The 21,623-nt window shown below is 40.3% G+C and carries 19 protein-coding genes; 11 read left to right on the top strand and 8 right to left on the bottom strand.

Going from position 1 to position 21,623, the window contains the following annotated elements; all coding sequences use genetic code 11:
* The first annotated feature begins 32 nt into the window (after nt 1–32).
* From ABJF57_RS14250 to ABJF57_RS14230, 5 genes are all read left to right on the top strand, one after another.
* On the top strand, nt 33–1,370 hold the full coding sequence (locus tag ABJF57_RS14250; protein ID WP_462230220.1) for a PhoH family protein: 1,338 nt from the start codon (nt 33–35) through the stop codon (nt 1,368–1,370).
* 78 nt (nt 1,371–1,448) lie between these two features.
* A complete protein-coding gene (locus ABJF57_RS14245; protein WP_462230218.1) occupies nt 1,449–2,204 on the top strand; it encodes a hypothetical protein in 756 nt (251 codons plus the stop codon).
* A 93-nt stretch (nt 2,205–2,297) separates the two neighbouring features.
* Nucleotides 2,298–2,858, top strand: coding sequence for a peroxidase-related enzyme (locus ABJF57_RS14240; protein ID WP_462230216.1), 561 nt, complete (start codon nt 2,298–2,300; stop codon nt 2,856–2,858).
* Between the two features lie 25 nt (nt 2,859–2,883).
* On the top strand, nt 2,884–4,287 hold the full coding sequence (locus tag ABJF57_RS14235) for a hypothetical protein (protein WP_462230213.1): 1,404 nt from the start codon (nt 2,884–2,886) through the stop codon (nt 4,285–4,287).
* A 15-nt stretch (nt 4,288–4,302) separates the two neighbouring features.
* Nucleotides 4,303–4,965, top strand: a complete 663-nt coding sequence (locus ABJF57_RS14230) for an ABC transporter ATP-binding protein (protein WP_462230211.1) — start codon at nt 4,303–4,305, stop codon at nt 4,963–4,965.
* 156 nt (nt 4,966–5,121) lie between these two features.
* Here ABJF57_RS14230 and ABJF57_RS14225 read toward each other — a convergent pair whose 3' ends face one another.
* Nucleotides 5,122–7,584 (bottom strand): BspA family leucine-rich repeat surface protein, encoded by a 2,463-nt coding sequence (locus ABJF57_RS14225; protein WP_462230209.1) that lies wholly within the window; start codon nt 7,582–7,584, stop codon nt 5,122–5,124.
* Between the two features lie 271 nt (nt 7,585–7,855).
* Between ABJF57_RS14225 and ABJF57_RS14220 the strand changes: the two genes are divergently transcribed.
* Entirely contained in the window at nt 7,856–9,019 is a 1,164-nt protein-coding gene (locus tag ABJF57_RS14220; protein ID WP_462230207.1) for a mechanosensitive ion channel, read from the top strand.
* Between the two features lie 62 nt (nt 9,020–9,081).
* On the opposite strand, the gene ABJF57_RS14215 is transcribed toward ABJF57_RS14220, so the two are convergent.
* Nucleotides 9,082–9,261 carry a hypothetical protein gene (locus tag ABJF57_RS14215; protein WP_462230205.1) on the bottom strand — a complete coding sequence of 60 codons (180 nt, stop codon included), beginning with the start codon at nt 9,259–9,261 and terminating at the stop codon, nt 9,082–9,084.
* 154 nt (nt 9,262–9,415) lie between these two features.
* Here ABJF57_RS14215 and ABJF57_RS14210 point away from each other — a divergent pair, with 154 nt between their 5' ends.
* The 5 genes from ABJF57_RS14210 (at nt 9,416) to ABJF57_RS14190 (ending at nt 15,530) form a co-directional block, all read left to right on the top strand.
* Entirely contained in the window at nt 9,416–10,864 is a 1,449-nt protein-coding gene (locus tag ABJF57_RS14210; RefSeq protein ID WP_462230203.1) for a BatD family protein, read from the top strand.
* Between the two features lie 3 nt (nt 10,865–10,867).
* Nucleotides 10,868–11,950: a chorismate synthase gene (gene aroC / locus ABJF57_RS14205; RefSeq protein ID WP_462230201.1), complete on the top strand. Its 1,083-nt coding sequence runs from the start codon at nt 10,868–10,870 to the stop codon at nt 11,948–11,950.
* 37 nt (nt 11,951–11,987) lie between these two features.
* Nucleotides 11,988–13,304: a dicarboxylate/amino acid:cation symporter gene (locus tag ABJF57_RS14200; RefSeq protein WP_462230199.1), complete on the top strand. Its 1,317-nt coding sequence runs from the start codon at nt 11,988–11,990 to the stop codon at nt 13,302–13,304.
* A 7-nt stretch (nt 13,305–13,311) separates the two neighbouring features.
* Entirely contained in the window at nt 13,312–14,724 is a 1,413-nt protein-coding gene (locus tag ABJF57_RS14195) for a dicarboxylate/amino acid:cation symporter (protein WP_462230197.1), read from the top strand.
* 218 nt (nt 14,725–14,942) lie between these two features.
* Nucleotides 14,943–15,530, top strand: a complete 588-nt coding sequence (locus ABJF57_RS14190; RefSeq protein ID WP_462230195.1) for a NifU family protein — start codon at nt 14,943–14,945, stop codon at nt 15,528–15,530.
* A 36-nt stretch (nt 15,531–15,566) separates the two neighbouring features.
* Here ABJF57_RS14190 and ABJF57_RS14185 read toward each other — a convergent pair whose 3' ends face one another.
* From ABJF57_RS14185 to ABJF57_RS14160, 6 genes are all read right to left on the bottom strand, one after another.
* Complete coding sequence (locus ABJF57_RS14185; protein ID WP_462230193.1) at nt 15,567–16,289, bottom strand: hypothetical protein; 723 nt, start codon at nt 16,287–16,289, stop codon at nt 15,567–15,569.
* 118 nt (nt 16,290–16,407) lie between these two features.
* The gene (secDF, locus tag ABJF57_RS14180) at nt 16,408–19,395 is read right to left on the bottom strand and encodes a protein translocase subunit SecDF (RefSeq protein WP_462230191.1); all 2,988 of its coding nucleotides are present in this window, start codon (nt 19,393–19,395) and stop codon (nt 16,408–16,410) included.
* Nucleotides 19,396–19,475: 80 nt separating this feature from the next.
* Nucleotides 19,476–19,820, bottom strand: a complete 345-nt coding sequence (locus ABJF57_RS14175) for a hypothetical protein (RefSeq protein WP_462230189.1) — start codon at nt 19,818–19,820, stop codon at nt 19,476–19,478.
* Between the two features lie 21 nt (nt 19,821–19,841).
* A complete protein-coding gene (gene udk / locus ABJF57_RS14170) occupies nt 19,842–20,444 on the bottom strand; it encodes a uridine kinase (RefSeq protein ID WP_462230187.1) in 603 nt (200 codons plus the stop codon).
* Nucleotides 20,437–21,021 (bottom strand): RdgB/HAM1 family non-canonical purine NTP pyrophosphatase, encoded by a 585-nt coding sequence (rdgB, locus tag ABJF57_RS14165; protein ID WP_462230185.1) that lies wholly within the window; start codon nt 21,019–21,021, stop codon nt 20,437–20,439. Before rdgB ends, udk begins: the two co-directional genes overlap by 8 nt.
* Nucleotide 21,022: 1 nt before the next feature.
* The gene (locus tag ABJF57_RS14160) at nt 21,023–21,619 is read right to left on the bottom strand and encodes an FKBP-type peptidyl-prolyl cis-trans isomerase (protein WP_462230183.1); all 597 of its coding nucleotides are present in this window, start codon (nt 21,617–21,619) and stop codon (nt 21,023–21,025) included.
* Between the last annotated feature and the right edge of the window lie 4 nt (nt 21,620–21,623).

Genomic DNA, 21,623 nt, shown 5'->3' with positions numbered 1-21,623 from the left:
TCCTTATTGGAACTATAAACCACACTACTCGCATGGCTAAATCCAAGCAGAAGAAAATTTTCGTTCTCGATACATCTGTCATTTTGTTTTCCCACGATTCCATTCTCAATTTTGCTGAACACGATGTAGGGTTACCTATAACTGTGCTAGAGGAGTTGGATCAGTTTAAGAAAGGAAATGATACGAAAAATTTTGAGGCACGTGAATTTATTCGACTATTGGATCGATTAGCTAAAGACCATAGCCTTCAAGACTGGATACCTCTCAATGGCAAAAACAAGGGCAGCTTTAAGGTTATCATGGACTCGGATAGTACCATGGATGCTACACAGATATTCAATGACGGCAAAAACGATCACCGAATACTCAATGCGGCACTAACCGTAAAAGAACAAGAGCCTAAGCGAAAAGTTATTCTTGTCTCTAAGGACATTAATCTCAGGCTCAAAGCCAAGTCACTTGAGTTGCCAGCAGAGGATTACGAAACAGGCAAGATTAAAAATGTCAACACATTATTGACAACCGGGATGACCGAGTTGGAAGATATTAACTCTGAACACATCGATGAGCTGTTCAAAAAAAATGTAATCGATCGCAAGAAAATTTTAATGCGGAAAAAATTCCCGGCCAATAATTACTTCATTCTTAAGAGCGAAAAAAATTCTGTACTCGGTTATTACAATCCGACTGAAGATACCGTAGAAAAGGTTGAGAAGCAGGTGGTGTATGGGATTAAGCCAAAGAATGCCGAACAAACATTTGCCATGCATGCCATGCTCAATCCAAATATCAAGTTGGTAAGCATTAATGGAGTAGCCGGTACAGGTAAAACACTGCTTGCGCTGGCATCAGCATTGGAGCAACGAAGAAATTTTAAGCAGATTTACCTGGCCAGACCTATTGTGCCTCTGAGCAATAAGGACATTGGGTATTTACCTGGCGACATCAAATCTAAGCTTAACCCCTATATGGAGCCTCTCTGGGACAATCTGAAATTTATTCAACATCAATTTCGCGAAAACGACAAAGAGTTTACACGAATCACGGATATGGTAAACCAGGAGAAGCTGATGATTACACCTCTTGCCTATATTCGAGGCAGAAGCTTGTCCAATATCTTTTTCATCGTTGACGAAGCACAAAACCTGACACCACATGAAGTAAAGACAATCATTACCAGGGCAGGAGAAAACACCAAGATCATCTTTACAGGAGATATCTATCAGATTGACACACCATACCTGGATTCCCAATCAAATGGCCTTTCATACCTAATCGACCGAATTAAAGATCACCCGATGTTTGCGCACATTACACTAGAAAAAGGGGAAAGATCCGAGTTAGCCAACCTTGCAAACGATTTGTTGTAGTAGGGTTAAAATTGATTTAACTGTAGTAGAAGGAAAGTAATTGTTTTAATTATGACTTCTACCTACATAAAAACCCTCATGCTGATACTATTATTAGCGTTGTTCAATGCATGCGAAGATGATGGCATTGAGACTTCTGATTGTGATTCTGTAGTTACAGTAAATCCCGATAAAGTAAGAAATGGATCTAGTGCATTTTTTTCAATCATTTCAGCTTCTATAACTGGAAATTGCCTGGAGGTTAAGTATTCTTCTTCTGGTTGCGATGGCAAAAGTTGGACAGAAGAGATGGTCGCCGACGATCTAATCTTGGAGTCACTTCCACCCCAATTAGGTCTCAGGATGTTATTGAAGAATGAGGAAAGTTGTGCAGCGGTGTTTACCAAAACAGTGAGTTTTGATTTGACGTCTATTCAAATTGGTGACTATCGTGATTCTGGCATTAAACTCAACATCGCTGGCTTTGACCAACAATTGCTCTATACGTACGATAATGACTCCATTCTTGAAACCCAAATTCAGAAAAAATGGGATTTAGTCAATGTGAATGGAGGATTGGCTGGTGTTGATACAGATTTCTCAGCAGGTTCCATTACCTGGAATTTTGATGGGGGAAAGGTGACTATTGAAAATAATAACACCAGCAACGCCATATATGATGGACTTAAATCCGGTGTTTATGACTATTCCATTGGCGAAGAGAACGATCAAAAGACCTTAACAGTTGACGGACAAAACCTTGGTAACGTGTACATTCTCAACAAAGAACTAGTTGTAGACCAAAGAGCGGTAGACGGATTTCAAATTAGGTTCAAACAACATTCCACTAACTAGATTGTCAAACAATTCTTGTTCTTGAAGTGATATAGACAAGTAAAGTTTGTCATTGAACAACTTTGGAAATGACAGGGTCTTTATATTTGACCTATGCCATACATTGACGTAATTCAACCTGACCTAGCAGAAGGAAAACTAAAAGAAATCTATGAAGGGCTAATCGAGAGCCGAGGCAAGATCGCAGAAGTTCATAAAATTCAATCCTTGAACCCTGAATCAATCCTCAATCACATGGATTTGTACATGACCATCATGTTTGGGCACTCACCCTTGAAACGTGTGCACAGAGAGATGATGGCAGTGATTGTATCCATTTCCAATAAATGTCAGTACTGTCAAGTCCATCACCTGGAAGCTGTCAAAAATTTCTGGAAAGATGATGACAAGCTGGAGTCATTTCAAAGAGACTTTGAGAAGGCTCCTTTGAATGAAAAAGAACGAGCGCTTTGTCTGTTTGCAAGAGAACTAACAGAAAATCCAGAAAAATCACAAGAAGCAGGATTGGTAAATCCATTAAAAGAAGCAGGTTTTTCTGATCGAGAAATATTGGATGGCACATTGGTAGTAGCTTATTTCAACTTCGTAAACAGGATAGTTTTGGGACTGGGGGTTGACCTTGAAGAAAACCCTGGAGGATATAAGTACGAATAATGTATTACAGTTTAAATGCGGCGTTATGAAAAAGATTCTATTTGCAGCTTTCTTTTTGATCATTTTTAGTTCGTCTGCCACTCACATCCGGGGAGGCCAAATTCAATCTAAAATGATCGGAGCACGTACTGTTGAATTTACATTTATAGGCTACAGAGATATTGAAGGAGTGCCATTCGGACAAGGGATTTTCTATTTCGGTGATGGAGACATATACGGTGATGACAATACCGAAATTTTTGAATGGGAGGTAATCAGTTCTGGAAGTGATACTGAAATATGGTCATTCAAACTTATCCACACATACGAAAGCGCCAATGTTGTACAAGTTTCATACTCCGAGGATTTTAGATCATCTGACATTGTTAATGTTGTAAATTCTGTTTCTACAAGCTTCCATGTAGAGGCAATGATTACCTTCGACCCCCTGATTGGTATTACCAATTCTTCACCAACATTGATAGTGCCACCAAATTTCATTGGGGTTCTTAATGGAAAATTTACTTGGACTTTTGCGCACTCTGATTCTGATGGGGATAGCTTAACATATAAGCTAGTTACTCCGTTGCAAGCGCAAGATTTAATGGTGAATGGGTACTACCTGCCGAATAGATCAGATGGAGAAATAAAAGATGGAATATTTGAGTTAAATCCTTTTACAGGCAACCTGGTGTGGGACAAGATTGAAAAGCCCGGTAGTTACCTGGTAGCTGTAAAGGTTGAAGAATGGCGGAAAGTAAACGGAACAAGTGTTATAATAGGATATTCAGTATTGGATTTTGTGATTGATGTAAGTGATGCTCAATCACCCTTCATTGAATTAACAACACCCCCCTTTACATGCCTCGAGGAAGGTGAGAATTTTCAGGACAGTATCATTATCAGCAACCAATCAAACCTTGAGCTCGATTTCCAGTTTCTGACAGATATAGAAGCATTGAAAATAAACGGCATGACCGTCAACGATTGGAATGCCTCATGGATGGAAGATACTTTCACCGAAAGCCAAATTCAACTGAATCTGACCATTACAGCTCAAGAGTTAGAGGCAGTAGATAATTTAGGCCATATAATATTTGAAGTAAAGGGATATGTATCCACAGAGCAGATGAATGGCTCAGTAACTTATTCTACGAATCGACTGGTAGCTGTGGGCTGTGACGAAACCAATATAGTGCTTACTGTCCCGGATGAACCTGATTTTTGGACGGTAGATAGAGATGGTGTCGAAGTGGTATTTAAAGATAATGGACGGCACCAATTAGCTATATATAGCCTTGAGGGTGTGATGCTTAGACAGGTGAGTAATGAGAAATCCAGTAAAATAAATTTGGTTTATCCTTTTGTAGAAAATACCGTTTATGTAATCTTACTTCATTCATCTACTGGTATAACCACAAAAAAAATTCATTTTACCCCGAAGTTTTAAATTCAACTTAAATACATGATCAACCTCAAAGACGTAAGCAAGTTCATCGAATCAAAATACCAGCGAACCTTTATTTTGAAAGGCATCGATCTGGAGATTAAAGAGGGTGAATTTGCAAGCATAATGGGACCTTCAGGTTCCGGAAAGTCCACTTTACTTAACATCATCGGCATGCTGGACAAGCCATCAGAAGGAGAATATTACTTCATGGATGAGCCGGTACATAAATTACGAGAAAAGAGAATCTCTAGAATCCATAAAGAACATATCGGATTCATTTTCCAGGCATACCACCTGATCGATGAACTCACTGTGTATGAAAACATCGAAACACCTTTGATCTACAGAGGAATCAAAGGAAAAGAGCGTGCTAGCATGATTGCAGAAATGCTTGACAGATTCAATATGGTAGCTAAGAAAGATCTTTTCCCTGAGCAGCTTTCTGGAGGGCAGCAGCAGCTGGTTGGTGTGGTAAGAGCAATTATTGGAAAGCCGCAACTTCTATTGGCGGATGAGCCCACAGGAAACTTGCATTCTTCTCAAGGTGAAGAAGTAATGGATGTGCTGAAGCAGCTTCATCAGGAAGGAATGACCATCATTCAAGTGACCCACAACGAGAAATTTGCTGAGTACGGCACACGTGTCATCCAGCTGGAAGATGGCCGGGTGATGGATTAAAAGCACGTTAGCTTTTATCGTGTCTATTTGGATAGTTTTTCGGACGTGAAGTCCGATTGAATGTAGTGAAAATAATGAAAGAGGCTCCCATGGAGCCGCCTACTTACACCCGACGGGTGCTCTCTTTTTTAGTGCTCTTTCAAAAAGATCATAACTCTATTCTTCTCTTTTCACAAGTCGAAGCGTTGCTTTTACGTTTCCTTCAATGTCTTTTAATTTCATAAAATATATCCCATTGTTCAAAGCGGATATTTCAATTAAAAGCGCATTTGCCGTTTTTTGTAACCGACCACCCGTGTCATAGATTTCTACATTGAATATTCCCTCATTAGCTTTTATGTGAACCCAATCGGAGGCAGGATTTGGGTAGATGTTAAATGAGGTATTATCAAGAATTCCTAAGACTTCATTGACGGTCAGTGTGCCATTTTCCGCTAGTATGCTGTAGTTATTATCAGAGCTGCATTTTACAACTATTTCATAGATTCCTGACATTGGTTTAGGGCCTACATTCAAAACTGAAACTTCGGGTAACTCATCAAGAACTCCTTCTTCTTCATCATTCACAAATCCGGAATAGGTGAGCGTGTAAGAGGTGGGAAGCACCTCACCCTCATTGATGGTTAGGTCATCTGCTTTAATTGTCAAAGGAGCTTTTTCTATGGTTAGTTGAGTCACTACTTCCAGAGCTGGTTTATAGTTCGAGTTACCCTCCTGATTGGCCGTTACTATGGTCGTCCCTGCATGAAGGAAGGTCATCGTATTTCCGGAAATTTCAGCAAGACTTTCATCCTGAACCTCATAGATAATTTGTAATCCTGAGCTGGTAGTTCCCGTTAGTACAAATGCTTCATTTCCGTAAGTCTGCATTGGGATTGGATCAAATGTGATGGTCTGACCAAGTTTAGCTACTATCAATTTTCGTTGTTTACTGGCGTCATTGTAATTGTCATCTCCGTCCTGATGAGCTGTAATTGTGGTTTCACCTGCTCCAGCAATGGTGACCATATTTCCACTGATTGTTGCAATATTTTCGTTGGAGCTTAGATAGTTTATTGAGGCTTCGGAATCTACCGTTGCGTTAAGCTGAAAAGGATCATCTCCAAATGTTTTAGACGGCAACTCATCAAAAGTGATTATTTGATTGGCTTTATTAATGATCAAAGTCTGTTCTGCACTTGCCGCAAGATGGTTTTCGTCTCCTTCAACTCGAGCTGTAATTGTGGTTTCACCTGCTCCAGCAATGGTGACCATATTTCCACTGATTGTTGCAATATTTTCGTTGGAGCTTAGATAGCTTATTGAGGCTTCGGAATCTACCGTTGCGTTAAGCTGAAAAGGATCATCTCCAAATGTTTTAGACTGCAACTCATCAAAAGTGATGGATTGTATACAACTTGATACTTTTTCGTCACCGGAGAAAGTCCAGTTTTTTACCGAAATGAGTTGCTCTCTAGCTTCTGTTCCTACGCAATATTGGAGCCCTTCAGCACCCAAATTCAGATCACGGTTTACTGTTTGCAAAGCCCATCCCTGTAAGGTTTTGTCGTAGTTGGACAAGGACATTCCAGTGTTGTCAAGCATTCTCGAAACGTTGGTTACAGAGGTCATATCCCAGTCTCTCAAGAATTGATCAAAACTGGTTGCCCCTGAAAACATTCTATTCATATCAGCTACTCGTCCTGTATTCCAGTTGAGATGTTGATTGAAGCTAGTTGCAGATTCAAACATGAAACTCATGTTTGTCACATTTGACACCTCCCAGGAACTGATGTCTCCATTAAAGCTATTTGCGAAAGAAAACATTGAGCTCATATTGGTTACGTTTGATACATCCCAATCCTTGATATCTCCATTAAATGCTGTGCCAAAAAACATGTAACTCATATCGGTTACATCTGACACCACCCATTCACTGACGTTTCCCTGAAAGCCAAAGGCTCCGGTAAACATATAGCTCATGTTCCTTACTTTCGAAACATTCCAGTTACTGATGTCACCGTTAAAAATACTTGCACCCGAAAACAATGAACCCATGTGGGTTACATTTGAAACATTCCATTCGCTGACATCTCCGTTAAATTTTTTTGTGCCAGCAAACGTCGAATTCATGTTGGTTACATTTGAAACATTCCAATCATTCAGATCTTCTATAATGAGATTTATTGCTCCCCAAAACATGTAACTCATGTCTGTTACATTTAACAAGTCAGGGGCATCTGAAGCATTGACGACAAGATTTTCACATCCCGAGAAGGCGTTTTCCATAGAGGTCCATGCTATATCTCCCCATTGTTCTACACTAAGAATCTTAGATTTGTCTCCCTTATCATCGAAATAGATTCGGGGAAAATCTCCCGTAATGTAAACCCTGTAAGTCCCCTCATTTTCAAATCTGATGATGTGATTTCCTGTAATATTTGAATCAGTCCCTTCATTGCCCTCATCTCCGGCCAACTTCCAGGAAATGCTGTAGTTATAGCCCAGCGACGGGTATGTGGGAATGGTGATTTGGTCACCCACAGCATCACTTTGCCAGGTAGTTATAAATGACCTTTGACCAAGTAATGATGATAAGCTCACAAAAAATAGCGCTGAAGTAATTATAATTTTCCACATAGAATTATTTATTATGAAATTCAAAAACTATCGACTTTTAGCATCGACGAACTCTTGAAAAGCAACTTAATTCTGGTGGAAATTTGGAAACAAGCTGTCCTAAAGGCAGATGAAAAATCATATGGCCTTAAGTAGGAGTTAAAAAAATCTAGGTGGATTTAGATTAATATGAAATGCTTGTGCAAAGTAACCGCTCTTTTTTAAAAATAAAAAGAAACTATATTTGGATTTATAGAAGATTAATTTTAATAAAACCAACCTAGCCATGGAGATGCCAGATTATTTAGAACGCTTAATTCATACTGTAAGTGACTCCCTCCCAGGAGTGGTAGGTGCAGTAGTTGTACTGATTGTAGGATGGCTATTTTCCATACTGATAAGGAAAGTAGTGCATAGCTTGATGAAAAAGACTGAATGGGATGAGCGTTTGCTTGGAAACACCATCGTAGATACCAATAAGTTCATTGCGAACTTGGTTTACTACGTACTCATGCTCATAATTCTACTGATTGTTCTAGAAATGCTCGGAGTGAGCTATGTGCTGGATCCAATTAGAAACATGCTCAATGAGTTTCTGGGCTTCATACCAAACATTCTTGCTGGTATGGCCATTATTTTCATCGGCTATATCATAGCGAAGTTTATCTCAAACCTAGTAAAGATGGCAGGAAGTTTCTTCGACCGCCTAGCCAACAACATGGGATTCAAGGAAACAGACAAGTTGGTGCATTTCATTCAGCAAGTGGTTTTCATTGTCATATTTATTCCATTCATCATTCAAGGGCTCAACGCTCTCCACTTGGAGGCAATTACTAATCCTGCAAACAATGTCTTACACCAGATGTTGGATTCGGTTCCAAACATCATAGGCGCAGTGCTGATCATTTCGATTTTTGTAGTCGGAGGAAGATTCATTACCTCTTTTGTTAAGGACCTACTAGCCAATGTTGGTATGGATACACTGGTGGAGAAACTTCAACTAAAATCAGTGCTGGGTCAGCAAAAGTTATCGTCCATTGTTGCAAACATCATTTTCTTCTTCATGGTGTTTTTCGGCGTGATTTCAGGGGTGGAAATGTTAGGTCTCGATCGGTTGGCGGAAGTTCTGCATACCATCCTTAATCTTTCAGGAAACGTGCTCTTCGGCTTAATCATCTTGGTGATGGGCAATTTCCTCGGATCAATCATCTACAAGTCAATGAGTGGCTCCGACAATGCCTTTGTAGCAGGAATCGCCAGAGTAGCCATTATTGGCCTTTTCTTGGCAATTGCTTTGCGAACGATGGGCATTGCAAACAGCATAGTTGAACTGGCATTTGGATTAACCCTTGGAGCTATTGCGGTAGCTGTGGCTCTGTCCTATGGATTGGGTGGCAGAGAAGCAGCTGGTAAGCACATGGAGCAAATCCTCAAGAGATTTCAGAATAAGAAATAGGTAAAATTAGACCTGTAAAAAAAGAAAGCCCCAATGCGAATGCGTTGGGGCTTTTAATATTATTAGGAGAAGCAGGATATCAGAATTGGTTCATACTTTTTGCCAAACTTAGCATAGCACCACTCTTTCAATTCATACACTTCATCCGGTATTAATGCCTTGATTGCTTTGCGAAGTTCCTTCTCGAAAAGCCGTTTATCAAAGCTTACTTTCGATAAAATAGTTTTGAAGTACTCTAACATGTGAATAATTGTTAATGACCAAACCCACACCTTAAATTTGGCGTTGGTTTAGCTAATGATTAATTAACATTTTTTTTGAATAAAAATTTGCGGCCATTTGAAATCTGTTCTTAACATAGCAACAAAATTTCAAATGCATTGAAATACAATATACATGAAGTTAACGAACAAGTTTTGGATAGGTTGTGCTGTCATATTAGTATCTGCTACAAATATTTTCTCTCAGGATGCTTCCATCAAAATTGGACAAAATGAGATAGGAATTAATCAATATTTCACCATTAGCATACAGGTAGAAAACGATAGACTGAAACAATACAGTGACTTCCCATCCATAGAAGGATTCATAAAGCGGGGGACCTCTTCATCTACCACGACCAACTATGTAAACGGTAAGATGTCTTCTACGCAAAGCCTCACTCAAAATTATCAAGCCACTGAGAAGGGTACTTTTCTTCTTGAGCCATTTTTCATTTCCATCAATGGCAAGGATGTGAAATCAGAAGGTGTGCAAATCGTAGTAGGTGAAGCAGTGCAGAGGCAAGCAAGAAGAAACGCTGGAAGAGACCCTTTTGAGGAATTTTTTGGGGATAGATCAGAAACAGACGAGTTTGTAGATATCAAAGCAGATGCTTTTGTTGCTCTTTCATTAGATAAAGAGGAGGTTTATGTTGGTGAGGGATTTACTGCTACGCTTGCTTTTTATGTTGCGGAATCCAATCGTGCAGAGATGCGCTTTTATGATTTAGCCAACCAAATTACAGAAATAGTAAAGACGGTAAAGCCACCAAGCTGTTGGGAGGAAAACTTCAGCATTGATCAGATTTCTGGAGATCCTGTAACGATAAGAGGTAGAAATTATACGCGATATAAAATCTATCAGACCGCATACTATCCGCTTACACTGAAGAATATAGAATTTCCCTCGATTGGTTTGAAGATGATCAAGTACAGAGTGGCGAAAAACCCATCTTTTTTTGGCAGAAACAGGCAAGAGGATTTTGAGACCTTTTACTCAAAAGAGAAATCTGTGAAGGTGAAAGAGCTTCCTCCGCATCCATTGAGGGATCAAGTGGCAGTTGGAGACTATCGCTTGGAGGAAAAGATTAGCACGGATGAATTAGAGACGGGTCAGAGTTTTACCTACAATTTCAATATCATAGGCGAAGGAAATGTAACATCCATTGAGCCTCCAACACCCGATGCAGCGAGTGATTTTGACTTTTATGCACCAAACGTAACACAGCAGGTCAATAGATCTGGAGGTAGAGTGCGCGGAGTGAAAAGCTATGATTTCTATGCCATCCCGAATGAACCAGGAAACTATAACTTAGAAGACTTTTTTTCGTGGATTTATTTCAATCCCAAAACTGACTCCTATGACACATTGAGCTCGGATTATTCTATTCTGGTTACTGGTGAAAGTCGCAAAAATCTTTCAATAGCGTCGAATGATTTAGGAGATTTCTATGATCAGATTGCAGATGCAGATAATGACCTAAAAGTGATTGATGGAAATAGTTGGATTACGATCTTACTTAATATCTTTATTGCTTTAACATTGGGCTTTACAGCTTATCTGCTGTTTAAAAAGACAGCTTAATTCATGAGTAGTACTTTCGGGAACATTTTCAAAATCACCTCTTTTGGTGAATCGCATGGTGCTGGTGTGGGCGTGATCATTGACGGATGTCCGGCTGGGATAACTATGGATGAAGTGTTCATCCAATCAGAGTTGGATAGGCGGAAACCGGGACAATCAAGGATCACGACACAGCGGAAAGAAGCGGACGGATTTGAATTTTTTTCAGGGGTTTTTGACGGAAAATCAACGGGAGCTCCTATTCATATCCTTATCAAGAATCAAGATCAGAAGAGCAAAGATTACGATCACATAAAAGACGCCTTCCGGCCTTCACATGCCGATTACACCTATCAGGAAAAGTATGGTATCCGAGATTACCGAGGAGGAGGGAGAAGTTCTGCACGGGTCACAGCTGGCTGGGTGGCAGCAGGAGCCATCGCTAAACTGATGATCAAAAAGCTGGGGATTGAATGCCTGGCCTACGTTTCGCAAGTAGGAGACTTGAGATTGTTAAAGACGTACAAAGAACTAGACCTTACCAATACCGAATCCAATGACGTCAGATGTCCCGATTCTGATATGGCTAAGCAAATGTTTGAGTTGATTGATCAGGTTCGGAAAGAAAGAGATACCATCGGTGGGGTTGTCACCGGGGTAATTTCAGGGGTGACAGTAGGTTTGGGCGAACCACTATTTGATAAGTTAAATGCAGCACTCGGTCATGCAATGTTATCAATCAATGCGGTGAAAGGATTTGAGTTTGGAAGCGGTTTCGCAGGTGTCAGTATGAGAGGCTCTGCTCACAATGACGTAATTGAGAATAGTGAGGGAGGTATTCGAACGAACACAAATCATTCAGGGGGAATTCAAGGAGGGATATCCAATGGAGAGGACATTTATTTCAATGTGGCTTTCAAACCTGTCGCAACGATCATGCAAGATCAACCCTCCGTAGACAAAAATGGGAATGCAACCACGGTGAAAGGAAAAGGGCGCCATGACCCCTGTGTAGTCCCACGAGCAGTCCCAATAGTAGAGGCAATGTCGGCACTAGTTATGGCAGATTTCTATTTATTAGCTCAAACCAATAAATTACGAGGCTAATACAACATTAAAATTTCTTTGAACCCAACTTTCCCAAATGATTAAAAGGCTCCCCCTCCACACCAAAATCTTAATAGGAATGGCACTGGGACTTGGATTTGGTATGCTTTGCATCCAGTTTCCTTCCATGTCAGGATTTACCATAGACTACATCAAACCGATTGGAACCATATTCATTCGTGGGTTGAAAATGATCGCTGTACCTCTTGTACTCGCTTCGTTAATCATAGGTGTTGCAAATATTGGCGACATCTCAAAACTCACACGAATGGGTGGTAAGACGCTATTGATTTTCATCGTCACAACTATCATCTCCATTACCATCGGTCTTTCGATTGTTGCGATTGTAAAACCCGGACATAAATTGCCGGAGGCAACAAGAACTAACCTGATGGAACTCTACAATTCCAATGCTGCTGGGAAGATTGATTTTGCGGAGCAAGTAAAAACGAGAGGCCCGCTTCAGCCATTGGTAGACATGGTGCCAGACAATATTTTCATGGCGGCAACTAACAATGGAGCCATGCTCCAAGTGGTGTTCTTCGCGATCATTATTGGTATAGCGATGTTGCACGTTCCTAAAGAAACAAATGCGCCTGTTATTGCCTTTTTCAATGGATTCAATGACATCATCATCAAAGTTGTGGGGTTTATCATGCTCATTGCACCCTACGGCGTTTTTGCGCTCATTGCCTCACTCATGATCGAAATTGCAGGAGACGATCCTAGCAAAGCATGGGAATTATTGTATGCATTGCTTTGGTATTCAATGACGGTGATTGGTGGCATGCTTGTCATGATGCTGGTGGTCTATCCACTGCTTCTAAAGTCTTTCACCAAAATCAACGTACTGGATTTCTTCAAAGGAATGCGACCGGCAATGCTACTGGGTTTTAGCACCAGCTCCAGTACCGCAACACTTCCAGTTACGATGGAACGCGTAGAAAAGCATTTAGGCGTATCCGAAGAGGTGAGTAGCTTCGTTCTGCCTTTAGGTGCTACTATTAATATGAATGGGACAAGCCTCTATCAGGGCGTATCTGCCATATTTATAGCACAAGCTTTAGGGCTAGATTTATCCCTTAGTTCACAGTTAATGATTGTGCTTACTGCGACACTCGCAGCAGTCGGGACAGCTGGGGTCCCGGGAGCAGGGCTTGTGATGCTGGTAATTGTTTTGGAGGCAGTAGGTATTCCAGCAGCAGGTATTGCGCTTATCATGGCACCAGAAAGAATTCTAGATATGGTTCGAACCATGATAAATATTAGTGGTGACGCGACGGTTTCTGTTGTAGTTGCTGCAACTGAAAATGCAATTGATGAAGAAGTGCTAAAAGAGCACGTAAACGATTAAAAACTCAATGAAAAAATTACCTCTACATACCAAAATAGTCATCGGACTAGTATTGGGTACTATTTGGGCATTTGCCTCGAGCTACCTCGGCTGGAATGAGTTTACAATTGATTGGATTGATCCATTCGGAACGATATTCATACGCTTGCTGAAGTTCATAGCCGTCCCTCTGGTTCTTTTCTCCATTATCAATGGAATTTCCGGCCTGAGTGACGTTTCCAGTCTAGGGAGATTAGGAGCAAAAACGGTATCGGCTTACATGATCACTACTTTCTTAGCCATTGGAGTAGGATTGCTTTTTGTCAATGTCGTAAAACCTGGTTCGCACATTGATGATACTCAGCGTATAAAAAATAGACTTTCATACGAAATATGGCTTCAGGATAACAACATGGGGCTGTCTCAGGACGGTCAATCCTTTTTGTCAGATCCTGAGTATAGCAAATACCTTACAGATGCTCAGGCTGAACGCGAGATGTCTGAGGAAGAACGGCATAATCTTGAAGATAAGATGGCTAAAGCGGAGGAGACCAAAGATAGTTCTCCGCTAAAGTTTGTTGTGGACATGGTGCCCGAAAACATCATCCTTTCTATTTCCAATAATCAGTTGATGCTTCAGGTAATCTTCTTTGCAATCTTCTTCGGGGTGACCATTGTTTTGTTACCTAAAAACACCGTAGCGCCTGTTGTAGCCTTTGTGGAGAGTGTCAATTCAGTATTTCTCAAAATGGTGGATATTGTCATGAAAGCAGCACCATTTTTCGTATTTGCCTTGCTTGCAGGGGTAGTAGCGAAGATGGCAGATACGCCTTCTGAAGTTTTTGAAATCTTTCTTGGACTAGGTTCATATTCCCTCACCCTCTTGGGCGGTCTTTTCTTTGTGATTTTCATCATGTATCCATTGATTTTGAAATTGTTGGTGAAGGGGTTTTCCTATAAAGATTTTTTCAAAAAAATGAGTCCCGCACAATTTTTAGCTTTCTCTACAAGCTCTAGTGCTGCAACACTTCCGGTGACTATGGAGTGCGTTGAAAAAGGGCTGGGAGTGCCTAAGAAGATATCCAGTTTCGTACTACCTATTGGTGCAACAGTAAACATGGATGGGACAAGCCTTCATCAGGCTGTTGCAGTTATTTTTATGGCGCAGCTTCATTTTATAGATCTGACCATTGGTCAGCAGCTCACCATTGTTTTAACAGCTTCTCTTGCATCCATTGGGGCCGCAGCAGTACCGAGTGCAGGATTGATTATGATGATTGTTGTATTGCAGTCCGTAGGTTTGAATCCGGCATGGGTAGCTATTATCTTTCCTGTAGATAGATTTTTGGATATGTGTAGAACGGTAACCAATGTTACTGGTGATGCTACTGTCGCTACACTGATCGCTAAATCGGAAGGAGAACTACATACAGAGAATTAAGTAAGCATTGCGTAAGAAATATAGATGGAAAGGCCCAATGCCAAGACTGTGAGCGTTCCAATGAATATGGACACTTGCATTCGTTTGGTAACCATAGCTTTGTGATTTAGGGTGATAAATAACGATTTGGAAGTATGGTACCTATCTAACGCGAAACCATTGCCCTACTTCCGAACTTTTCTACGAACTTTGTAATTGTATTGCTAAACACATTGAATATGCAGACAACTGAAGCGCCGAAGGCCATCAATATCTATACAGAAGCGAACCCGAATCCCAATTCATTGAAGTTTGTTGTGAACTACATGCTTATGCCTGAGGGGATAAGTAGAGACTTTCCCAATCCGGGGAGCACCGGTGAGGCACCCCTTGCAAAGGCGCTTTTTGAACAATTTGATTTCGTAACCGGGGTTTTTTACATGAGCAATTTCATTACAGTTACGAAGAAGGAAGAAATAGAATGGTTTGAGGTAAAAGCGCGAGTGCAGCAATATATCAAGGATTTTCTCCTGGAAGGAAAAGTAATTCTTACAGAAGAAATCAAAGATGATCTTGATCAAGAGCTTACAGGAAACGATGCTGAAGCTAAAATAAAAGGCGTTTTAGAAGAGTATATCAAGCCTGCTGTTGAAATGGATGGAGGGGCAATAAAGTTATCTTCTTATAAAGATGGAGTAGTTACTGTTACGTTGCAAGGCTCATGTAGCGGCTGTCCTTCTTCTACGATTACGTTGAAAAATGGCATTGAAAATCTTCTTAAAAGAATGGTGCCGGAGGTGAAAGAAGTAGTTGCTGAAGAAGGCTAATATTTAGTCGGCAGGCCAGTCAACCCTACCTTTTCCCTATTTGTTAAAACTCTCGATATTTGCCTGAGAAAGGATTGGATTACTTACCAGAAGCGTATCTGTTCCAATTTCAATAGAATTGTTCTTCCAACTATATTGAGTAGGCTCTATTGATTTGATAGGTAATCCACTATTTATCAGCGTGAACGCAACAATCTGAATATCCTCAATACGTACCTGACTCCCATAGTACAAAACATTACTCCCCAAGCCAGTGGTTTCGCTAGCTTCCTTTTCATGAATATAGTAGCCTAGTTTTCTAAGTGAATAAACCTTCTCACCGTCTTTTTCATGCTTGTAGTATCTAATAACCACATCTTCTCTCAATTGACCGGAGGGAAGATTTGCAAGGATGGGAGCCAAATAGTTATCCGTTAAATCATCCAGGCCAGCATATGTCGCAGAGTTCGTCTCGTCTGTTGATTCTACTTCTGATTGAGAACTTTCAAACGCATCTTCATCTGCGCGCGCTTGTTTGGGTGAAAATTCTTCGCTTGATGAAATCGATGTTGTGTCCGAAGAATTTGCTTCATCATTTTCTATTTTGGTATCTTCTACTTTTGCATCAGATTCTTTTTCTGCTGTTTTAGTGGAATAATCCGAAAAACTTGATTCTTTATTCTTTTTGTATTGCTCAACGTCGAAGGCAGTAACCTGAATAAGTTTAATCATTCCAATGAAAACGAGCGCCACAATGGCATAGACTGGATATTTACCCATTAGCAATGTAGAGATTTGGTTGCATCAAGTTAACTAAAATACTAATGGGGCACAAAAAAGCCCTCATCTGAGCCACGCTCAGTGAGGGCAATGAAAATGTATTATTAAGCTACTATTCTTAACTTTTCTTCCTGTTCAAATCAATTACAATAGGTGTCGCGATGAAAATTGAGGAATAGGTACCCACAATAATACCTACCAATAGAGCGAATGAAAAGCCCTGAAGTACAGCACCGCCAAATAGGAACAACACGATCACAACAATCAGAGTAGTGACAGAAGTGATGAATGTTCGGCTTATCGTATTGTTAAGAGATTCGTTAAAAACAGGGATAAGTTCAGAGCCTGATTTGATACCCATATTTTCTCTGATTCTGTCAAATACAACCACGGTATCGTTTATTGAGTAACCAATGATTGTTAGTATAGCGGCAACAAATACCTGATCTGCTTCAAACGATATTCCTAGCACATTTGCTATCGCAAAAGCGGATAATACAAACATGGTATCATGGAAAAGGGCAATGATTGCTCCAAGTCCAAATTGCCACTTTCTAAATCGAAATACGATATAAATGAAAATGCATATGAGAGCAAATATTGCAGACTTATAGGAAGAGTTTTTAATGTCATCTGCAATAGTGGCTCCTACTTTTGACGAGCTCGAGATTGTGAAGTTACCTTCAGCTAACTGTGCGCCATCTTCGATATAGGTTAGCCCTGTTGATTCCGACAATCCTCTAACGAGCTCAGTTCGTACTAGTGCATCAGCTTCGTCACTTTCATCATCAATCTGGTAAGATGTCGTGATCTTCAAAATATTATCCGCACCAAAAGTCTTTACTTCTGTTCCTGCATTTTCGAAGTAATTCCCCAGTGAAGTTTTAATTTCAGTTGGACTTTTAGCCTCATCAAATGTGATAACATATGAGCGACCTCCTTTAAAGTCAACACCCAGTGTAATACCCTTCACAATCATGGCGACTATGCCAATACTGATGAAAATGGTACTGAAAGCGTAAGCAAGTTTTCTTTTACTTAAGAAATCAAAATTCAGATTGGCAAGTGCATTTCTAGAAAAAGCATTTGCAAACGAAAGTTTTGAATTGTCACCCTTCTTTGAGAATGCCTCCACAACTACACGTGTGATGAATACGGCGCTAAAGAATGAACAAACAATACCAATCATCAATGTGATTGCAAACCCTTTTACAGGTCCCTGTCCTAAAGTGAAGAGGATTAACCCTACAATTAATGTAGTCACGTTTGCGTCGAAAATAGACCAGTATGCTTTGGAGTAACCTGATGAAATAGCAGCTTTTAGCCCTGATCCATTTCGAAGTTCTTCTTTTATTCTTTCAAAAATCAGCACGTTTGCATCAATGGCCATACCAATTGTAAGCACGATACCTGCAATACCTGGCAATGTAAGTGAAGTGCCAAACTGAGCCAGAATACCCATTATAAAGAATACATTGAAAAAGAGAGCAAGATTGGCGATCAAACCACCTTTTGCATAGTAAACCACCATAAAAATGATCACGATGACTAAACCGATAAGTATTGAATTTAGCCCCTGATCCTGAGCCACTTTACCAAGCGTAGGCCCTACTACTACATCTTCTACGATAGTGGTAGGTGCAGGAAGTGAACCAGCTTTTAAGATGTTCGCCAGGTCTTTTGCTTCATCGATCTGCTGGAAACCACCCGAAATCGAGGAACTTCCATTGGGAATTTCACCTCTCACATAAGGAGCAGAAAAAACATAATTGTCAAGGACAATGGCAATTCGTTTACCGATGTTTTCTCTGGTCATTTTCCCCCAGGTTCTAGAGCCTGAAGCATTCATTTGCATGGTTACTTCAGGTTCTGCACGCTCATTAAGCGATGCAGACGCATTTGAAATGGTCTCCCCTGTAAGTGAAGCTTTACCACTTCTGTTGGTTCGGATCGGGTAGAGCTCTAATAAATCTGGCCCGGTAAGATCTTCACCTTTTTCTTTGGCCTGGACATCCCACAAGAATTTCATTGTTGCGGGAATTCTAGCTTGCACATCATCGCGCTCCAAAATTCGATTGATTTTGGCTGTGTCTTTTACATTATAAATAAGACCACCAAATTGCGGCGCATTTACCATCAAATCAAAGAGTGGAGAATTTCGTGTGGTGATCAGAGAATCAAGTCTTGCTCTTTCTAATGAATCCTCTGCGCTTGTGGCTAAAGAATCTGAATCATCACCAGTCCCTAATAGAGCCGTGATATCATCTTTGGCTTGTTGCTCCTCTTCTGTTATTTCCAGCGTAGAAGGACTATTCTTCATCTCTTCTACAATCAACTGATTTATTGAGACAAGGACAGGCGCAACTTCTTGCTGCTCATGTACCTCCCAAAATTCAAGCTTGGCTACACCTTGAAGAAGTTTTCTAACTCGCTGAGGATTATCTACACCTGGTAGTTCAATCTGAATTCTTCCGGTACCTTGTAGTCGCTGAATATTTGGCTGTGAAGTTCCGAATCTATCTATTCTGGTTCTTAGAATATTGAAAGATCTATCAATGGCACTTTCAACTTCAGTATTGATAATATCAAGAATTTCTGAGTCCGTGCTTTGAAGGCTAATTCTTCCTCTATTTGCTGCAGTAGCAAAAACTTGTGCCAATTCTTTTTGTGGTGCGCGTTCTTTGAACACACGGTAGAACTCACTCACAAAGTTTAGCTGAGTTCCTTTTACATTTTGCTTAGCTTGATCAAGCGCGGCGATAAAATCTGCGTCACCGCTATTTCCACTTAACCCTTTCAGTATATCAATAGGTGATACCTCAAGCGTAACATGCATTCCACCTTGGAGGTCAAGACCCAGGTTTAGCTCTGTTTCTTTAATTTCCTTGTAGGTATAGTTGATACCGAAAAGGTCATAAACAGGCTCATTCCAAATGGAATCAAGGTATCGCTGTTTCTCTGTAGCATTCAATGTGCCATCCCCGGTTTGGGTTGCTGAGACGGCACCTTTTTGAATGTTTTGAGAGATGTATGTGAATGACAAATAATAGATACAGAGCAATGAGATCAGTATCGTTAGGAATACTATAAATCCTTTGTTTTTCATGATTATAAAGTTTAGCTCACAGTTGCGAGCCTTTTGATTTTAAAATTGTAATTAATTTGAGAAGGAGAAGTGAACGCTACTCAGGGTGCATTTGGCGATATAATCTGCCGGAAAAGTATTTTGAGTGCTTTTTGTGTAGATGGTAGAATTAATTTTTCAACCGATATCTTTTCACCCTTCTGATGTTGAAAAAATACCTCAGTTAAAAGGTATGATTGATAGTCAAGATTTATTTGAATGGAAGAAGAGGGGACAGCTGCAACTTTGGACAATTGTTGAACTTCTTCTTTTTCTGAATCAGCTTGTTCTTGCCGATCAGTGTCCTGCGAAGGCACTATAACAGCTTGCGTCAGCACAAAAAGCGCTATAAATAAGCCAAATGCGACGTGTACTGTTTTCTTCGGTATGTACTTAGAAATCTTCAAAGTGCCGCAAATGTAGTAAAATCACTGATTAAGAAAAGTAGAAACCACTTTTAGTGCTACATCAAAATTATCGTGATTGGGAATGATTAGGTCTGCCCAGCGTTTGGAAGGCTCTATGTATTTATTAAAAGAAGGTGTTACATGATGTTCGTAGCGATAAAGAACATCATCTAAATCATACCCTCGCTCATTCGCATCTCTTATGATGCGTCTTTTCATCATAAGATAGTTTGGCGCCTCTACGTATAGTTTCAAATCCATGAGCTCTCTTAATTCTTCTACATGAAGAACGAAAATTCCTTCCACTAGAATGACGGGTTTACTTTCGACTCTGATGGTTTTAGCTTCTGAATCATTCTTGTTGAAAGTATATTCCTTGAAAGAGATAGACTCCCCATTGATCAACTTTTTCAGATCCTGAATGTATTTCCCATGATCGATGGATTCCAACCGATCAAAGTCTTCTATCCCCTCTGCGTCTTTCCTCTGTTTAGAAATATCTACGTAGTAGTTGTCCATGGAAAGAAGTGAAGCATCCTTAAGTTCGGCCATAAGGCTGTTCATAAATAGCGTTTTTCCGGATCCACTTCCACCGGTTATGCCTACGATGATTGGTTTAGCCATGGTTCAATTGTAGGTATTCTAGTAGCTTGTATATGGCCTTTGCTCTATGCGATATTTGGTTTTTGACCGTTTGAGTCAACTCTGCAAAAGTCTCATCATAGTTTGAGGGTTGGAATATTGGGTCATAGCCAAAGCCGTTACTACCTCTTTTTTCTGCCGCAATGATACCGTTGACGATGCCTTTGAATTGTTTTGATGCCCCTTTTTGATCAATGTAAGTGATCACTGTTTTAAATTCTGCTGAACGATCCGAGTGATTTGAAAGGCGGTCCAATAGCAGGTTCATGTTCTTGTTATCGTCGCGTTCTGATCCTGCATATCTCGCAGAATAAACACCGGGCTCACCATTGAGCGCATTGACTAACAGGCCACTATCATCAGCAAAAACAGGAATGGCGTATTTTTCAAACACATAATTTGCCTTCAGTTGAGAATTTTCCTCTAGCGTACTGCCGGTTTCGGGAATCTCATTTGTAACACCTAATTCTTTCAGACCAACAATAGAAATGCCTTCAGGCATGATTTCATTCATTTCCTTCACCTTATTTTCGTTGTGCGAGGCAAAGCAAATTTGCATGTTATTGTTTAGTAACCTCCGTAGGAAAAAATTCAAAGATCAAAACGGAATTTTCGGGTATAAGTAGTCCTCTACTTGCGGTTCCATACCCCAAGGCGGATGGCATGATCACAAGTGCGTGTCCACCTACATTCATTTTATTGAGTGTCGTTGATATGCCGTCGGAGAACCCTGGAACGAACTGACCATTGACAGTCCACCCGGAGGAGGTATAAGTAATTGTAAATGGGCTATAGGCTTTGGTAGAAGTGAATGTAGACGTAAACTTATCAGGGATATTTTCAACGTTTCTGATACTATCTCCTACTGCTTTGATGGAAGTGTCAAAAATTGAATCGTTCGTTAACATTCCATTATAGTCGAAAGTGACAATGTCACTTTCATCAATGTCCGTTCCTGTTCCTTCATTTAAGATTATATATCTGACTCCAAGATCTGTGGTTTCAAAATCAGTATATCCTCTCGCTTCCATGTATTCGGCGATCTCTGTACTATCTATTGCCAGCTGGATGTCTGGATCCACAAGAATTTTCACATTCCCATCCCCACATGATAGTAGAATAAATCCAACCAATATTGTTAAAAAACCTTTTCTCATCTTA

The organism is Ekhidna sp., from assembly GCF_039940915.1.
In the GTDB taxonomy this organism is placed as follows: Bacteria; Bacteroidota; Bacteroidia; order Cytophagales; family Cyclobacteriaceae; genus Ekhidna.
This window is presented reverse-complemented; position numbering and strand designations above follow the sequence as displayed.